Below are 16,010 nucleotides of genomic sequence, written 5' to 3' on the forward strand. Positions count from 1 at the left end.
GAAGCGCCACCGGCTTCTGCCAGAACTTTGGTGATTGCTGCGGTCAGCGTGGTTTTACCGTGGTCAACGTGGCCGATGGTGCCAACGTTAACGTGCGGTTTTGTACGCTCAAACTTTTCTTTAGCCATTTCTAACTCCGTTTATTCTAGCTGGCCCTTAGCCGGCCGATTTGGCTTTGACTTCGTCCGCAACTGCCTGCGGGACGTCGGCATAATGATCGAACTGCATCACGAACTGGGCACGGCCCTGGGACATGGAACGCAGCGTGTTGACGTAACCGAACATGTTCGCCAGCGGTACGAAAGCGTTAACAACGCGGGCAATACCACGGGAGTCCATGTCACGGACCTGGCCACGACGGCTGTTCAGGTCGCCAATGATGTCGCCCATGTATTCTTCCGGGGTCACAACCTCGACCTTCATGATCGGCTCGAGCAGCTTCGGCGAAGCTTTTGCAAGACCTTCGCGGAATGCGCCGCGTGCAGCGATTTCGAAGGCCATGACGCTCGAGTCAACGTCGTGATATGCACCATCGGTCAGGGTGATCGAGAAGTCGGTTACCGGGAAGCCTGCAATCACACCACTGTGCAGCGAGCTTTCCAGACCTTTCTGTACGCCCGGGATATATTCCTTCGGAACGTTACCGCCAACAACGGTATCGGAGAAGGAGAAGCCCGAACCCGGTTCACCCGGGGTGAAGGTCAACTTGATACGTGCGAACTGACCCGAACCACCCGACTGCTTTTTGTGGGTGTAGTCGATATCGACCGACTTCGAGATGGTTTCACGATAGGCAACCTGCGGCGCACCGACATTTGCTTCGACTTTGAATTCACGCTTCATACGATCGACAATAATGTCGAGGTGAAGTTCGCCCATACCCGAGATGATGGTCTGGCCGGATTCGTGGTCGGATTTGACGCGGAACGACGGATCTTCCTGTGCAAGACGCGCAAGGGCGAGACCCATTTTTTCCTGGTCGGCTTTTGATTTCGGCTCTACAGCGATTTCGATAACCGGATCCGGGAATTCCATACGCTCGAGAATGATCGGCTTGGCCGGGTCACAAAGGGTATCACCAGTGGTGGTGTCCTTCATGCCAACCAGAGCAACGATGTCGCCCGAGCATGCGTATTTGATTTCTTCACGGTTGTTTGAATGCATAAGCAGCATACGGCCAATACGTTCTTTTTTCTCTTTGACAGAGTTCAGAACATACGAACCGGCATCCAGAACACCGGAATAGATACGAATGAAGGTCAATGAACCGACAAACGGGTCGGACATGATCTTAAACGCAAGAGCCGAGAACGGCGCATCATCGGTCAGCGGACGGCTGTCGGGCTCGTCTTCGGTGTTCGGCTTGACGCCACGAACATCGTCGATGTCGTCCGGTGCCGGCATGAAGTCGATGACAGCATCAAGAAGCGGCTGAACGCCTTTGTTCTTGAACGCGGTACCCAGAAGGACCGGAACAAGGTTACCAGCGATCGTACCTTTGCGGATGCACTTCTTGATAACTTCCTCGGTCGGCATTTCGCCTTCGAGGTAAGCTTCCATTGCCGCTTCGTCGCATTCGACAGCCTGTTCGATCAGGGCTTCGCGGTATTCCGCAGCCTGATCTGCAAGGGAGTCACGGATGTCGCGATATTCGAATTCCGCGCCAAGGGATTCATCTTTCCAGACGATTTCCTTGTTGCGAACCAGATCGACAACACCTTCGAACTCGCCTTCGGAACCGATCGGCAACTGCATAACGGCAGCATTCGCACCAAGGCGTTCCTTGATCATTTTAACGCAACGGAAGAAGTCCGCACCGGTACGGTCCATTTTGTTGACAAAGCACATACGCGGAACGTGGTACTTGTCAGCCTGGCGCCATACGGTTTCGGTCTGCGGTTCAACACCGGAAACGGCATCGAACACCGCACATGCACCATCGAGAACGCGCAGCGAACGTTCAACTTCAATCGTGAAGTCAACGTGGCCCGGGGTATCGATGATGTTGATACGGTGGTCGTTCCAGAAGCAGGTCGTCGCAGCAGACGTAATCGTGATGCCGCGTTCCTGTTCCTGTTCCATCCAGTCCATGGTCGCGGCGCCGTCGTGGACTTCGCCGATTTTGTAGGACTTGCCGGTGTAGAAAAGAATTCGCTCGGTTGTCGTGGTTTTACCAGCATCGATGTGTGCCATGATGCCAATATTGCGATACCGAGAGATCGGAGTACGTTGTACCATAATCGACTCTTGATCCTGAGGTCTGGGTTACCAGCGATAATGAGCGAAAGCCTTGTTGGCTTCGGCCATACGGTGGGTATCTTCGCGTTTCTTGACGGCCGAGCCACGGTTATTGGCTGCGTCCATCAGTTCGCCTGCAAGACGACCAACCATGGTGGTCTCGGAACGTTTGCGCGCAGCGTCAACCAGCCAACGAATGGCCAGAGCCTGACGACGCTCGGAACGAACTTCAACCGGAACCTGGTAGGTAGCACCACCAACACGGCGCGAACGAACTTCGACGTTCGGCTTCACGTTATCCATGGCTTCGTGGAACTGGGCAACAGGGTCTGCACCCTTGCCTTCCATAACTTCCAGGGCACCATAAACGATCTTTTCAGCTGCGGATTTTTTACCATCCAGCATCAGACCGTTCATGAACTTGGTCAGAACCTTATCGCCATATTTGGCGTCAGGCAGAACTTCGCGCTTTTCAGCAGCGTGACGACGTGACATCTGAGCTGCTCCTTATTTCGGACGCTTCGCGCCGTATTTCGAACGACGCTGTTTACGGTCTTTGACACCCTGCGTATCGAGGGTACCGCGAATGATGTGGTAACGGACACCCGGCAAATCTTTTACACGGCCGCCGCGGATCATTACGACGGAGTGTTCTTGCAGGTTGTGGCCTTCACCCGGGATGTAAGAGGTAACTTCGTAGCCGTTGGTCAAACGAACACGAGCAACCTTACGAAGTGCCGAGTTCGGCTTCTTCGGGGTAGTGGTATAGACACGGGTGCAAACGCCGCGTTTCTGCGGGCATGCTTCCAGTGCCGGAACCATATCGCGCTGGGTGCGCGGAGTCCGCTTTTTGCGGATCAACTGGTTAATAGTGGGCATTAACTTTCCCTTTTACTTTAACGGACGCCACTAGGGCGTTGCTCTTATCGACGCACGACGAGCGACCACGCGTCTTTGTACAAGTACAAAAACACGCGCGGACGCCCATAAAAGCAGGAGTTCCTGCCTCGACGGCCGTCAGAGTCGCACTCAAGCGATGGGGGGCGAAAACCGCCCGCTACCGCACAAAACGGCACCGGCACAGTTGCCCCCCCCTAGATTCGGTGGGCGCATACTAGTGACGGGCCCCTTTTGCGTCAAGCAAAACCCTCTGGGCCTTCGAGTTGGCGCTTCAAACGCCGAAACGAGCCGGTGCGTCGATAAGAGTCCGGCTCGTTTCTGATTCTTTTTAACTGTCTGACGCGACGAACTTATTCGCCTGCCGGCAGTGAAGCAGTATCGGATTGCGGACCAAAGTTGTCGCCGATTTCCTCTTCTGCTTCGATCTGTACATTTTTGTCGCGTTCGGCAGCCAGTGCACGGAAGCGGTTCATCACCGCCCCGGTACCAGCCGGGATCAAACGACCCACGATGACGTTCTCTTTCAGACCGATAAGCGTATCGGTTTTGCCCGAGACAGCTGCCTCGGTAAGAACGCGCGTGGTTTCCTGGAACGACGCGGCCGAAATGAAGGAGTGCGTCTGGAGCGAGGCTTTGGTGATCCCCTGGAGGACCGGTGCGCCTTCGGCCAGTTCGCCGCCTTCTTTAAGAGCACGTTCGTTTTCAGCATCAAAATCAACGCGGTCAATGATTTCGCCAACCAGAAGCGTGGTGTCACCCGGTTTGGTGATTTCCACTTTCTGCAGCATCTGACGTACGATGACTTCGATGTGCTTGTCGTTAATCTTCACGCCCTGCAGACGGTAGACTTCCTGGATCTCGTTGACCAGGTAATCTGCCAGTGCCGGGACGCCCATAACACGCAGAATGTCGTGCGGAACCGGTGAACCATCGAGAAGCTGATCGCCCTGCTCGACGAAGTCGCCTTCCTGAACGGCAAGGTGCTTGCCTTTCGGGATCAGGTATTCGACCGGTTCGGTCAAACCCGAGTCTTCGAGCGGATGAACCACGACGCGACGCTTGTTCTTGTAGTCCTTGCCGAATTCGACGCGACCCGGGATATCCGAGATAATCGCGTGTTCTTTCGGTTTACGGGCTTCGAACAGCTCGGCAACGCGCGGCAGACCACCGGTAATGTCACGGGTTTTCGAACCTTCACGCGGGATACGTGCAAGCACGTCACCAGCGGCGACCTTCTGACCGTTCTCGACCGAGAGAATAGCATCAACCGAGAGGAAGTAACGGGCTTCAAGACCGTTATCCAGGTTGATGACCTCGCCGTTTTCGTTACGCAGGGTAACGCGCGGCTTAAGGTCGGATGCCTTCGGCATGCTCTTCCAGTCGATAACCGTCTTCGAGGCGATACCGGTCGCTTCGTCATAGACTTCGCGAATGGTTACGTTCTCGAGAAGGTCGACATAGTTCACGTAACCTTCTTTCTCGGTGATGATCGGCAGGGTGTACGGATCCCATTCAGCCAGTTTCTGGCCACGGGTAACCTGCGCGCCTTCATCGGTCAGAAGTTTCGCACCATACGGAACGCGATATTTCGCACGTTCACGACCGGTCTTGTCGATCAACAGGATCTCGAGGTTACGCGCCATGACGATGTTCACGCCCGACGAGTTCTCAACAACCGCGCGGTTTTTCAGTTTCACGGTGGCATCGAAGTTTGCTTCGACACCGGAAACTTCTGCACCACGCTGCGCGGCACCACCAATGTGGAACGTACGCATGGTCAGCTGGGTACCTGGCTCACCGATCGACTGTGCGGCGATAACACCGACAGCTTCACCGATGTTGACCGTGGTACCGCGGGCCAGGTCACGACCATAGCAATGGCCGCAAACACCGGTTTCGGCGTCACAGGTCAGAACCGAACGGATACGCGCCATTTCGACGCCAGCCTTTTCGATCAGATCAAGGTGATCTTCTTCGACCATTTCGTTCTTCGGTACGATGATTTCACCGGTCGACGGATTGACAATCTCGTCAGCGGTGAAACGACCGAGGATACGATCGGAAAGGGTTTCGATAACCTCACCGGAGTCGACGACGGCTGCGATGTCGAGACCACGATCAGTACCGCAATCATGCTGAGTGATGATGCAGTCCTGGGCCACGTCAACGAGACGACGGGTCAGGTAACCCGAGTTCGCCGTTTTCAGTGCGGTATCAGCCAGACCTTTACGAGCACCGTGGGTGGAGTTGAAGTACTCCTGCACGGTCAGGCCTTCTTTAAAGTTCGAAATAATCGGCGTCTCGATGATCGAGCCATCCGGTTTCGCCATCAGGCCACGCATAGCAGCCAGCTGACGCATCTGGGCGGCAGAACCACGGGCACCGGAGTGCGCCATCATGTAAACCGAGTTCACATTGTCACCTTCAGCCGTTGCCGAGATGACTTTCATCATCGCTTCGGAAACGTCGTCGGTGCACTGTGCCCAGGCGTCAACAACCTTGTTGTATTTCTCACCACGGGTGATGAGACCATCCTGGTACTGCTGCTCGTATTCCTTGACCTTTTCATGGGTCTCGCCAACCAGCTTTTCCTTGGCGTCCGGAATGATCATGTCATCCTTGCCAAACGAAATACCGGCTTTACATGCCCAGTTGAAACCAAGGCCCATCATGCGGTCAGCAAAGATAACGGTCTCTTTCTGGCCACAGTGACGATAGACGACGTCGATAACGTTCGAGACGTCTTTCTTGGTAAGCAGCTTGTTGATGGTCGAGAACGGAATGCGCGGATGACGCGGCAGAAGTTCCGACAGCAGCATGCGGCCCGGGGTGGTGGCAACACGAACGGTGATCGGTTCGTTGTTTTCATCAACCGTGTGGTAACGGGCATTGACCTTGGAATGCAGGTTTACAACACCTTCATCCAGAGCCTGCTCGATCTCGGCGATGTTAACAAACGACATGCCCTCGCCCGGCTGACCATCACGCTCCATGGAGATGTAGTACAGACCAAGGACGATGTCCTGCGACGGCACGATGATCGGTTTACCCGATGCCGGCGACAGGATGTTGTTGGTCGACATCATCAGGGTACGTGCTTCAAGCTGGGCTTCAAGCGACAGCGGTACGTGGACAGCCATCTGGTCACCGTCGAAGTCCGCGTTAAACGCAGTACAAACGAGCGGGTGCAGCTGGATGGCCTTACCTTCGATCAGGGTAGGCTCGAACGCCTGAATACCAAGACGGTGAAGCGTCGGTGCACGGTTGAGCATAACCGGGTGTTCGCGGATAACCTGTTCGAGGATATCCCAGACTTCGGCGCGCTCTTTTTCCACCATGCGCTTTGCAGCCTTGATGGTGGTGGCCATCCCGTACAGTTCCAGCTTCGCGTAGACGAACGGCTTGAACAGTTCGAGCGCCATTTTCTTTGGCAGACCGCACTGGTGCAGTTTCAGGTTCGGACCCACGGTAATAACCGAACGACCGGAATAGTCGACGCGTTTACCCAGAAGGTTCTGACGGAAACGACCCTGCTTGCCTTTGAGCATGTCCGACATCGATTTGAGCGGACGCTTGTTGGCACCAGTGATCGGACGACCGCGACGACCGTTGTCAAACAGCGCATCAACCGATTCCTGAAGCATACGTTTTTCGTTACGCACGATAATATCAGGCGCACGAAGCTCGATCAGGCGCTTCAGACGGTTGTTACGGTTGATCACACGACGGTAAAGGTCGTTCAGATCCGAGGTCGCGAAACGGCCGCCATCCAGCGGAACCAGCGGGCGCAGTTCCGGCGGGATAACCGGGATCACTTCAAGAATCATCCATTCCGGGCGTGCGCCGGATTCCTGGAAGGCCTCAATCAGCTTGAGACGCTTGACCAGCTTCTTGCGCTTGGCTTCGGAATTGGTTTCCTTGAGGTCGATTTTCGCGGTTTCGCGTTCTTCATCAAGGTCGATCGCCGCAAGCATATCGCGGATGGCCTCTGCACCGATACCGGCGCGGAAGCTGTCTTCGCCATATTCTTCCTGGGCGGTCATATACTGGTCTTCGGACAGGAGCTCACCCATTTTAAGCGGGGTAAGGCCCGGTTCGATAACCACATAGTTTTCGAAGTACAGAATGCGCTCAAGATCCTTGAGCGTCATGTCCAGCAGCAGACCCAGACGGCTCGGCAGCGACTTCATGAACCAGATGTGGGCAACAGGTGCCGCCAGTTCGATATGGCCCATACGTTCACGACGTACTTTGGCCAGAGTCACTTCGACGCCGCATTTCTCACAGATAATGCCGCGATACTTCATACGCTTGTACTTACCGCACAAGCATTCGTAGTCCTTCACCGGACCAAAAATGCGCGCACAGAACAGGCCGTCGCGCTCCGGTTTGAAGGTCCGGTAGTTGATGGTTTCCGGTTTCTTGATCTCGCCGAACGACCAGGAGCGGATACGCTCCGGGCTGGCAATCTGAATCCGGATCTGATCGAAGCTCTGGGTGCCCTGCGGCTGCCCGAAGATCTTCATCAACTCGTTCATAAAGGCTCTCCCGCTATGCCCGGTCTCGCCGGGTTTCGCCAATTTCAGGCCGAAAGATGCGATTTGGCGACCGGGATGCCCGGATGGGCACCCCTGTCAGCCAAACACTTAGAAATCGTTCTGCTCAAGCTCGACATTGAGGCCAAGCGAACGGAGTTCTTTAACGAGAACGTTAAAGGATTCCGGAATGCCGGCTTCGAAGGTGTCTTCGCCGCGAACAATGGCTTCGTAGACCTTGGTACGGCCCGAAACGTCATCCGACTTGACCGTAAGCATTTCCTGGAGGGTGTAAGCGGCACCGTAAGCTTCGAGTGCCCACACTTCCATCTCCCCGAAACGCTGGCCACCGAACTGCGCCTTACCACCCAGCGGCTGCTGGGTAACAAGAGAGTACGGACCAATCGAACGTGCGTGGATCTTGTCGTCGACCAAGTGGTGCAGTTTGAGCATGTAGATATAGCCCACTGTCACCTTGCGATGGAATTTCTCACCGGTACGACCGTCATAGAGATCGACCTGGCCAGAACCATCGAGGCCTGCCTTTTCAAGCATACGAACAACATCCGGCTCACGGGCACCGTCGAAGACCGGGGTGGCCATCGGGACGCCGCGACGCAGGTTGTTACCAAGTTCAATGACTTCGCCATCAGAAAGCTCTTTGATGCCGGCGATGTATTCTTCGCCTTCGTAGACATCATTAAGCTTGCTGCGCAGGTCATCCATCTCGCCACGACCATCGGCAACAGCATCGACGAGTTCGCCGATCTGTTCGCCCAGACCACGAGACGCCCAACCAAGGTGGGTTTCAAGGATCTGGCCGACGTTCATACGCGACGGAACACCCAGCGGGTTCAAAACGATATCGACCGGCGTACCGTCTTCGAGGTGCGGCATGTCTTCAACCGGCATAATGCGCGATACGACACCCTTGTTCCCGTGACGGCCGGCCATTTTATCACCCGGCTGCATTTTACGTTTAACTGCGACGAAGACTTTGACCATCTTCATCACGCCCGGCGGCAGTTCGTCACCGGCCTGCAGTTTGTCGACCTTGTCATCGAAGCGGGCCTGAAGAACAGCAATCGATTCCTCGAACTGTTTTTTCAGAGCTTCGATGTCCGACATGACATTGTCATCTGCAACAGCGATCTGGCGCCAAAGACCACGGGCAACACCCGAAAGGCTTTCTTCGGTCAACTCACCGGTCAGGCCCTTCGGACCATCAACCAGTTTCTGACCAACCAGAAGGTTCTGCAAACGACCATAGAAGTTACGCTCGAGGATCGCACGTTCGTCATCGCGGTCCTGTGCGAGACGTTCGATTTCTGCGCGTTCGATCGCCAGAGCACGTTCGTCCTTGTCAACGCCACGACGTGAGAACACGCGGACTTCAACAATAGTACCGAACTGTCCCGGCGGGACACGAAGCGAGGTATCGCGAACGTCAGATGCTTTTTCACCGAAGATGGCGCGCAGAAGTTTTTCTTCCGGCGTCATCGGGCTTTCGCCCTTTGGCGTTACCTTACCGACAAGGATATCGCCCGGTTTGATTTCCGCACCGATGTAGACAATGCCCGCCTCGTCGAGGTTTTTGAGCGCTTCTTCACCGACGTTCGGAATATCACGGGTGATTTCTTCCTGACCGAGCTTGGTATCGCGGGCCATGACTTCGAATTCCTCGATGTGGATCGAGGTATAGACGTCATCACGGGCAATACGTTCGGACAGAAGGATGGAGTCCTCGAAGTTGTAACCGTTCCACGGCATGAACGCGACGAGCACGTTACGGCCGAGGGCGAGTTCACCCATATCGGTACACGGACCATCCGAAATGATGTCACCCTTCTGGACAACATCGCCAACTTTCACCAGCGGACGCTGGTTGATGCAGCTGCCCTGGTTGGAACGCTGATATTTCAGCAGGGTGTAAATATCGACACCCGATTCCGAAGCAGCAATGTCACCAGTTGCGCGAATGACCATACGGGTCGCGTCAACGGATTCAACAACACCATCACGGCGTGCGATCAGGGTTGCACCCGAATCACGTGCCACCGGAACTTCCATACCGGTCCCGACATACGGAGCCTCGGAGCGGATCAACGGAACCGCCTGACGCTGCATGTTCGAGCCCATCAGTGCGCGGTTCGCGTCATCGTTCTCGAGGAACGGAATGAGCGCGGATGCGACCGATACCAGCTGCTTCGGCGAGACGTCCATCAGGTCGATCTCTTCGGAGCGGGCCATGTAGTGGTCACCGGCCTTACGGGTGTTGATCAGTTCGTTGGTAAAGCTGAAGTCAGCGTTAAGCGGTTCGTTTGCCTGTGCGATGACATAACGGCCTTCTTCGATCGCCGAGAGGTAAATAACCTCTGCGGTGACGTTACCATCGACAACCTTACGATACGGGCTTTCAATGAAGCCGTACTGGTTGACGCGGGCAAAGGTCGCCAGCGAGTTGATCAGACCAATGTTCGGACCTTCCGGCGTTTCAACCGGGCAGATACGACCATAGTGGGTCGGATGAACGTCACGCACTTCAAAGCCTGCACGCTCACGGGTCAAACCACCCGGGCCAAGCGCCGAAAGACGACGTTTGTGGGTAATTTCCGAAAGCGGGTTGGTCTGGTCCATGAACTGCGACAGCTGCGAGGAGCCGAAGAATTCACGAACAGCAGCCGCAACCGGCTTGGCATTGATCAGGTCATGCGGCATGACGTTGTCGATCTCGACCGAGCTCATACGCTCGCGGATCGCACGTTCCATACGCAGCAGACCAACGCGGAACTGGTTTTCCATCAGCTCGCCAACCGAACGCAGACGACGGTTGCCGAGGTGGTCAATATCGTCAATCTCGCCACGACCGTCTTTCAGGTCGATCAGAACACGGACGACTTCCAGAATGTCTTCGCGACGCAGGATACGAACGGTGTCTGCACATTCGAGGTTCAGACGCGCATTCATTTTCACGCGGCCAACCGCGGAAAGGTCATAACGCTCTGAATCGAAGAACAGGCCCTTGAACATGGCTTCCGCACCCTCGAGGGTCGGCGGTTCGCCCGGGCGCATCACGCGATAGATGTCCACAAGGGCTTCTTCGCGGTTGCTGTTCTTGTCCAGCGCCATGGTGTTGCGCAGATACGGACCAACCTGGTTGTGGTCGATCATCAGCAGACGAACGGAATCAACACCCCATTCTTTCAGCTGCTCGAACACTTCCTCGGTCAGTTCGTGGCCGGCTTCAGCCAGGATCTCGCCGGTTTCACCATCGATGAGGTCATCAGCCATGAACCAGCCGTTAAGCTGCTCTTCGGGCACGAGGATCTCGGTGACACCCTGTTCGGCGATTTTGCCAGCAGAACGCTTGGTGATCTTGGAACCAGCCGCAGCAACAACTTCGCCGCTTTTGGCATCGATCAGATCGAAGACAAGCTTCTGGCCAATGTAACGCTCGACGCTGAAATCGGTAACCCAACCATCCTTGGTGCGGCGGTATTCAGCCGACTCATAGTAATAGTTGAGGATTTCTTCCGGGGTCAGACCTTCGATTTCCGACGGATCGACAGAACGGCCTTCTTCGGCACGCTGTGCACGCAGCTGTTCGGACTCTTCGTTTTCAAGAGCCATAAGCAGCGTGGTCGCCGGCAGTTTGCGGCGACGGTCGATACGGACGTAAAGAATGTCTTTGGCATCGAATTCGAAATCGAGCCAGGATCCACGATACGGAATGACACGTGCGGCAAACAGATATTTGCCCGAGCTGTGGCTCTTGCCCTTGTCATGGTCGAAGAAGACGCCCGGCGAACGGTGCATCTGGGAAACAATCACACGCTCGGTGCCGTTCACGATAAAGGTACCGTGTTCGGTCATGAGCGGCATGTCGCCCATGTAAACGTCCTGTTCCTTGATATCGCGGATCGAACGGGCACCCGTGTCCTCGTCGATATCCCAGACAACCAGACGCAGGGTAACGCGCAGCGGTGCGGCAAAGGTCATACCACGCTGGCGGCACTCTTCGGTATCGTATTTGGGCTGCTCAAGCTCATAGGAAACAAATTCAAGAGTTGCGCGTTCCGAAAAATCTTTAATCGGAAAGACGCTCTTGAATACTTCCTGAAGACCTGCATCGTCTCGCTGCTCCTGCGAGATTCCGGTCTGCAAAAACTTATCGTAGGAATTCTTTTGAACCTCGATGAGATTCGGGAGCGGAGCGACTTCGCTGATCCGTCCAAAGCTTTTGCGGATGCGCTTTCGACCAGTAAAGGACTTATCCATCATCGTTCCTTTAATCGCGCCTCCCCACACCGTCCGAACTCGTTCGTCCCTGCTCTGTCACGTTTGCGAGTCGCGCAAAACGCATACAGCACAACGACGCCCGAGCCCCGTACGGGGCGGGCGTTCACTTGATTATGACTGTGGATGTTATTTGACATCCAACTTGATTGAGATCACTGATCCCTCGGCTGTCGACGCCGTCAAAGATAACCTCTGACCTAAACGGCCTTACGTTATGTACGATTACCTTTGGCAGCGTCAACCGTTAAATTCCTGTTCGCGCCTCTGCACGGGCTCGGCACGATTGCCGTAGTGCACAGAGACGGAAGGGCCGGCGCCCGAAGGACGCCGACCCAGACCTTGGCAAGAAGCCGTCGATTATTTGAGTTCGACGGTTGCGCCGGCTTCTTCCAGCTTCTTCTTGATTTCTTCGGCTTCGTCCTTAGCAACGCCTTCTTTGACGGCTTTCGGAGCGCCTTCAACCAGGTCTTTGGCTTCTTTGAGGCCAAGACCGGTGATGCCGCGTACTTCTTTAATGACGTTGATTTTCTTGTCGCCAGCAGAAGCGAGGATAACGTCGAATTCGGTTTTTTCTTCAGCAGCAGCACCACCGGCAGCAGCGCCACCAGCAGCAGCAACAGCTACCGGAGCAGCGGCGGAAACGCCCCACTCTTCTTCGAGCATTTTGGAAAGTTCTGCAGCTTCAAGAACGGTGAGCTTGGAAAGCTCTTCAACGAGTGCCTTAAGATCGGCCATTTTACTATACTCCTAGGCTTGAACTTAGATATCTGAGATATCTGATTACTTTGGTTTACGCGGCTTCGCCTTTGTCGGCATATGCCTTCAGCACCTGGGCGATCTGGCCCGCCGGCTTGGAGGTCAGCATAGCGATACGCTGTGCCGGGGTCTGGATCATACCAACCAGTTTCGCACGAAGTTCGTCCAGCGACGGCAGTTCTGCCAGAGCTTTGATGCCCTGTTCATCGAGAACCTGTTCGCCGATGGCACCAGCAACAAGAACCAGCTTGTCGTTGGATTTCGCGAACTCGGAGGCTACTTTTGCGACCGAAGCCGGATCAGCTGAGTAGCCAATCGCGGTCGGACCGGTGAAGTAGTCTGCAAGACCAGCAAATTTGGTGCCTTCCAGAGCAAGTCGCGTAAGCCGGTTTTTGGTGACCTTGAAGCCCGCACCAGAATCACGCATCTGTGCACGAAGAGCGGTGATTTCAGCAACCGTCAGACCCTTATACTGGGTGATGACGACGCCTTCCGCACCTTCGAACACTTCGCGCATTTCTGCTACGAACTGTTGTTTTTCATCGCGGTTCACTTTTAGTCTCCGACATTGCTTATTGCCCTGAACCCCACAAGGAGGTTCACAGACGCGACCAGTCCTTTCGAACTGGTCTGTGACGCCCGTCCGTTTGCCAGATGTTCAAGCCTTGTGTGAATCCCCGATGGGGAAAACTAAGAACCGGAACCTCTGCCTATGCAGGGAATTAAGAGCGGCAAATCCCACTCACCTGCAGTCTGGGACAGACAGGTAGAGAGGGCCTAAAGCCCTCTCCGGTCCTGACCGATCCGAAGACCGGTCAGAATTCGAAATTTCTTACTTCGACGCGATGTCAGCAATCGACAGTTTCACGCCAGCACCCATGGTGGAGCTGATCGCAGCGCGCTGCAGGTAAACACCTTTTGCGCCTGTCGGTTTTGCTTTTACGATCGCATCGACGAATGCTTTTGCATTCTCAAGGATCTGTTCTTCGCTGAACGATGCCTTGCCAATACCTGCATGAACGATACCGTTTTTCTCGGCGCGGAACTGGACCTGGCCAGCTTTTGCGTCGGAAACAGCGGTCGCAACATCCATGGTCACGGTGCCGAGTTTCGGGTTCGGCATCAGGCCGCGCGGGCCGAGTACCTTACCGAGACGGCCGACAACAGCCATCATGTCCGGGGTTGCAATAACGCGATCATAGTTCAGATCGCCTTTCTGCATTGCTTCCATCAGGTCTTCGGCGCCAACAGCGTCTGCACCAGCTTTCTGGGCTTCTTCTGCTTTGGCTTCTTTTGCGAAGACAGCAACGCGCATGGTTTTACCGGTACCATGCGGCAGGGAAACAACACCACGGACCATCTGGTCAGCGTGACGCGGATCAACACCAAGGTTCATGGCCATTTCGATGGTTTCATCGAATTTGGCTTTTGCACCTTCTTTGACGAGCTTTACAGCAGCTGCAAGTTCGTACTGGGTGTTACGGTCGATGCCCTCATAGGCCTGGGCAAGGCGTTTACCAGTCTTGGCCATCGTCTTACTCCACAACCTCGAGACCCATCGCACGGGCAGAGCCCTCGATCATTGCCATCGCGCCATCAACGTCAAATGCGTTGAGGTCAGCCATTTTGGCTTCTGCGATTTCTTTGACCTGTGCTTTGGTTACTTTACCAACATAACCTTTACCGGTGGTGCCGGAGCCCTTGGCAATGCCTGCTGCCTTTTTCAGGAAGTAGGATGCCGGCGGGGTTTTGGTTACGAAAGAGAAGGAACGGTCGGAATAAACGGTGATGACGACCGGAATCGGCATACCAGGTTCCATCTGCTGGGTCGCTGCGTTGAACGCCTTGCAGAATTCCATGATATTCACGCCGCGCTGACCAAGAGCCGGGCCGACAGGCGGCGACGGGTTGGCTTTGCCGGCGGGAATCTGCAGCTTAAGATAGCCGTCGATTTTCTTCGCCATTAGGGTACCTCTTAAAGAAGCGCGCGGTACGGCCATGGCTGACCTCCCGCGCCTTGATTGCTGCCTGCGTATACAAGCAGCGACTTAAATTTTCAAGATCGTTTTTTAAAGCTTCTCGACCTGGGTGTATTCCAGCTCGACCGGAGTTGAACGACCGAAGATCGAAACAGACACCTTCAGGCGTGCACGTTCTTCATCAACCCCTTCGACAATCCCGTTAAACGATGCAAACGGACCGTCGGAAACACGTACTTCCTCGCCGATATCGAATGCGATGGTCGGCTTCGGACGATCAACACCTTCCTGCACCTGATGCAGAATGTGCTGAGCTTCCTTTTCGGAAATCGGCATCGGCTTGCCACGGCTGCCGAGGAAATCGGTAACCTTGGCGGTGTTTTTCACCAGATGCCAGCTTTCGTCAGTGAGATCCATCTTCAGCAGGACATAGCCCGGGAAAAACTTCCGCTCGGCATTGACCTTTGCGCCGCGACGCACCTCGACAGTCTCTTCGGTCGGCACCAGAACTTCTTCGATCTCGCCTTCCAGACCTTTCTTGATGGCCTGTTCGCGGATCGACTGGGCGACCTTTTTCTCAAAACCGGAGTGAACGTGCAAAACGTACCAGCGATGCGCCATAATCAACCCCCAACACCAAAGACCAGCTTAACACCCCATGCGAGGAGCTGATCGACAACAAAGAAGAAAACAGACGCAAGAGCAACCATCACGAAAACCATGATGGTCGAAACAGTCGTTTCCTTACGGGACGGCCACGAAACTTTTTTCGCTTCGGAGCGGACCTGCTGTACGAATTGTGCTGGCGACGTTTTAGCCATTGTCGGGGTTACACCGCTTTCTAATGCTTTATTTCACAACCCGGAAAAAGTGGCAGGAGAGGAGGGACTCGAACCCCCGACACTCGGTTTTGGAGACCGATGCTCTACCAACTGAGCTACACTCCTACAAGACATCAGAAAGTTGAAAAGCTTATCTTCTTCCTGACTAAATCCCGCCCGGGTGGCGGGGTGTGCGGGCGGGTTATAGCCGCCCGCACATCCAAGATCAAGCACTCAATCGTGCAAAATCTCAAAAATTATTCGATGATTTTCGCAACAACACCCGCACCGACGGTACGACCGCCTTCACGGATTGCGAAACGCAGACCTTCGTCCATTGCGATCGGTGCAATGAGAGTTGCGGTCATCTGAACGTTGTCGCCCGGCATAACCATTTCGGTGCCAGCCGGCAGCTCGATCGAACCGGTTACGTCAGTCGTACGGAAGTAGAACTGCGGACGGTAGTTCGAGAAGAACGGCGT

Annotated in this window: 13 protein-coding genes and 1 tRNA gene; all 14 read right to left on the bottom strand. The window is 54.9% G+C overall.

Annotation, left to right across the window (positions count from 1 at the left end; all coding sequences use genetic code 11):
* Positions 1 to 128, bottom strand: a 128-nt coding sequence (locus tag AC5Q5A_RS19555) for a GTP-binding protein (protein ID WP_287446871.1), incomplete at its 3' end; no start/stop codon positions are given.
* 28 nt (positions 129 to 156) lie between these two features.
* Complete coding sequence (gene fusA, locus AC5Q5A_RS19560; RefSeq protein WP_493896338.1) at positions 157 to 2,238, bottom strand: elongation factor G; 2,082 nt, start codon at positions 2,236 to 2,238, stop codon at positions 157 to 159.
* A 27-nt stretch (positions 2,239 to 2,265) separates the two neighbouring features.
* Complete coding sequence (gene rpsG / locus AC5Q5A_RS19565; RefSeq protein WP_007092426.1) at positions 2,266 to 2,733, bottom strand: 30S ribosomal protein S7; 468 nt, start codon at positions 2,731 to 2,733, stop codon at positions 2,266 to 2,268.
* Positions 2,734 to 2,745: 12 nt separating this feature from the next.
* Positions 2,746 to 3,117 (bottom strand): 30S ribosomal protein S12, encoded by a 372-nt coding sequence (gene rpsL, locus AC5Q5A_RS19570; RefSeq protein ID WP_008892339.1) that lies wholly within the window; start codon positions 3,115 to 3,117, stop codon positions 2,746 to 2,748.
* Positions 3,118 to 3,488: 371 nt separating this feature from the next.
* Positions 3,489 to 7,676, bottom strand: a complete 4,188-nt coding sequence (gene rpoC / locus AC5Q5A_RS19575; RefSeq protein WP_008892338.1) for a DNA-directed RNA polymerase subunit beta' — start codon at positions 7,674 to 7,676, stop codon at positions 3,489 to 3,491.
* A 108-nt stretch (positions 7,677 to 7,784) separates the two neighbouring features.
* A complete protein-coding gene (rpoB, locus tag AC5Q5A_RS19580) occupies positions 7,785 to 11,951 on the bottom strand; it encodes a DNA-directed RNA polymerase subunit beta (RefSeq protein ID WP_063087030.1) in 4,167 nt (1,388 codons plus the stop codon).
* 378 nt (positions 11,952 to 12,329) lie between these two features.
* The gene (rplL, locus tag AC5Q5A_RS19585) at positions 12,330 to 12,707 is read right to left on the bottom strand and encodes a 50S ribosomal protein L7/L12 (RefSeq protein WP_493896339.1); all 378 of its coding nucleotides are present in this window, start codon (positions 12,705 to 12,707) and stop codon (positions 12,330 to 12,332) included.
* Positions 12,708 to 12,762: 55 nt separating this feature from the next.
* On the bottom strand, positions 12,763 to 13,281 hold the full coding sequence (gene rplJ / locus AC5Q5A_RS19590) for a 50S ribosomal protein L10 (RefSeq protein ID WP_493896340.1): 519 nt from the start codon (positions 13,279 to 13,281) through the stop codon (positions 12,763 to 12,765).
* A 279-nt stretch (positions 13,282 to 13,560) separates the two neighbouring features.
* Positions 13,561 to 14,259, bottom strand: coding sequence for a 50S ribosomal protein L1 (gene rplA / locus AC5Q5A_RS19595; RefSeq protein ID WP_063087032.1), 699 nt, complete (start codon positions 14,257 to 14,259; stop codon positions 13,561 to 13,563).
* Positions 14,260 to 14,263: 4 nt separating this feature from the next.
* On the bottom strand, positions 14,264 to 14,692 hold the full coding sequence (gene rplK / locus AC5Q5A_RS19600) for a 50S ribosomal protein L11 (protein ID WP_008892332.1): 429 nt from the start codon (positions 14,690 to 14,692) through the stop codon (positions 14,264 to 14,266).
* A 105-nt stretch (positions 14,693 to 14,797) separates the two neighbouring features.
* Entirely contained in the window at positions 14,798 to 15,328 is a 531-nt protein-coding gene (gene nusG, locus AC5Q5A_RS19605) for a transcription termination/antitermination protein NusG (RefSeq protein WP_008892331.1), read from the bottom strand.
* A 2-nt stretch (positions 15,329 to 15,330) separates the two neighbouring features.
* Positions 15,331 to 15,528: a preprotein translocase subunit SecE gene (gene secE, locus AC5Q5A_RS19610; protein WP_040824880.1), complete on the bottom strand. Its 198-nt coding sequence runs from the start codon at positions 15,526 to 15,528 to the stop codon at positions 15,331 to 15,333.
* Between the two features lie 50 nt (positions 15,529 to 15,578).
* A tRNA-Trp gene (locus tag AC5Q5A_RS19615) sits at positions 15,579 to 15,654 on the bottom strand.
* Between the two features lie 131 nt (positions 15,655 to 15,785).
* Positions 15,786 to 16,010: EF-Tu C-terminal domain-related protein (locus tag AC5Q5A_RS19620; protein WP_493896341.1), on the bottom strand; the 225-nt coding region annotated here is incomplete at its 5' end.

This window comes from Thalassospira sp. CA1 (assembly GCF_059052855.1).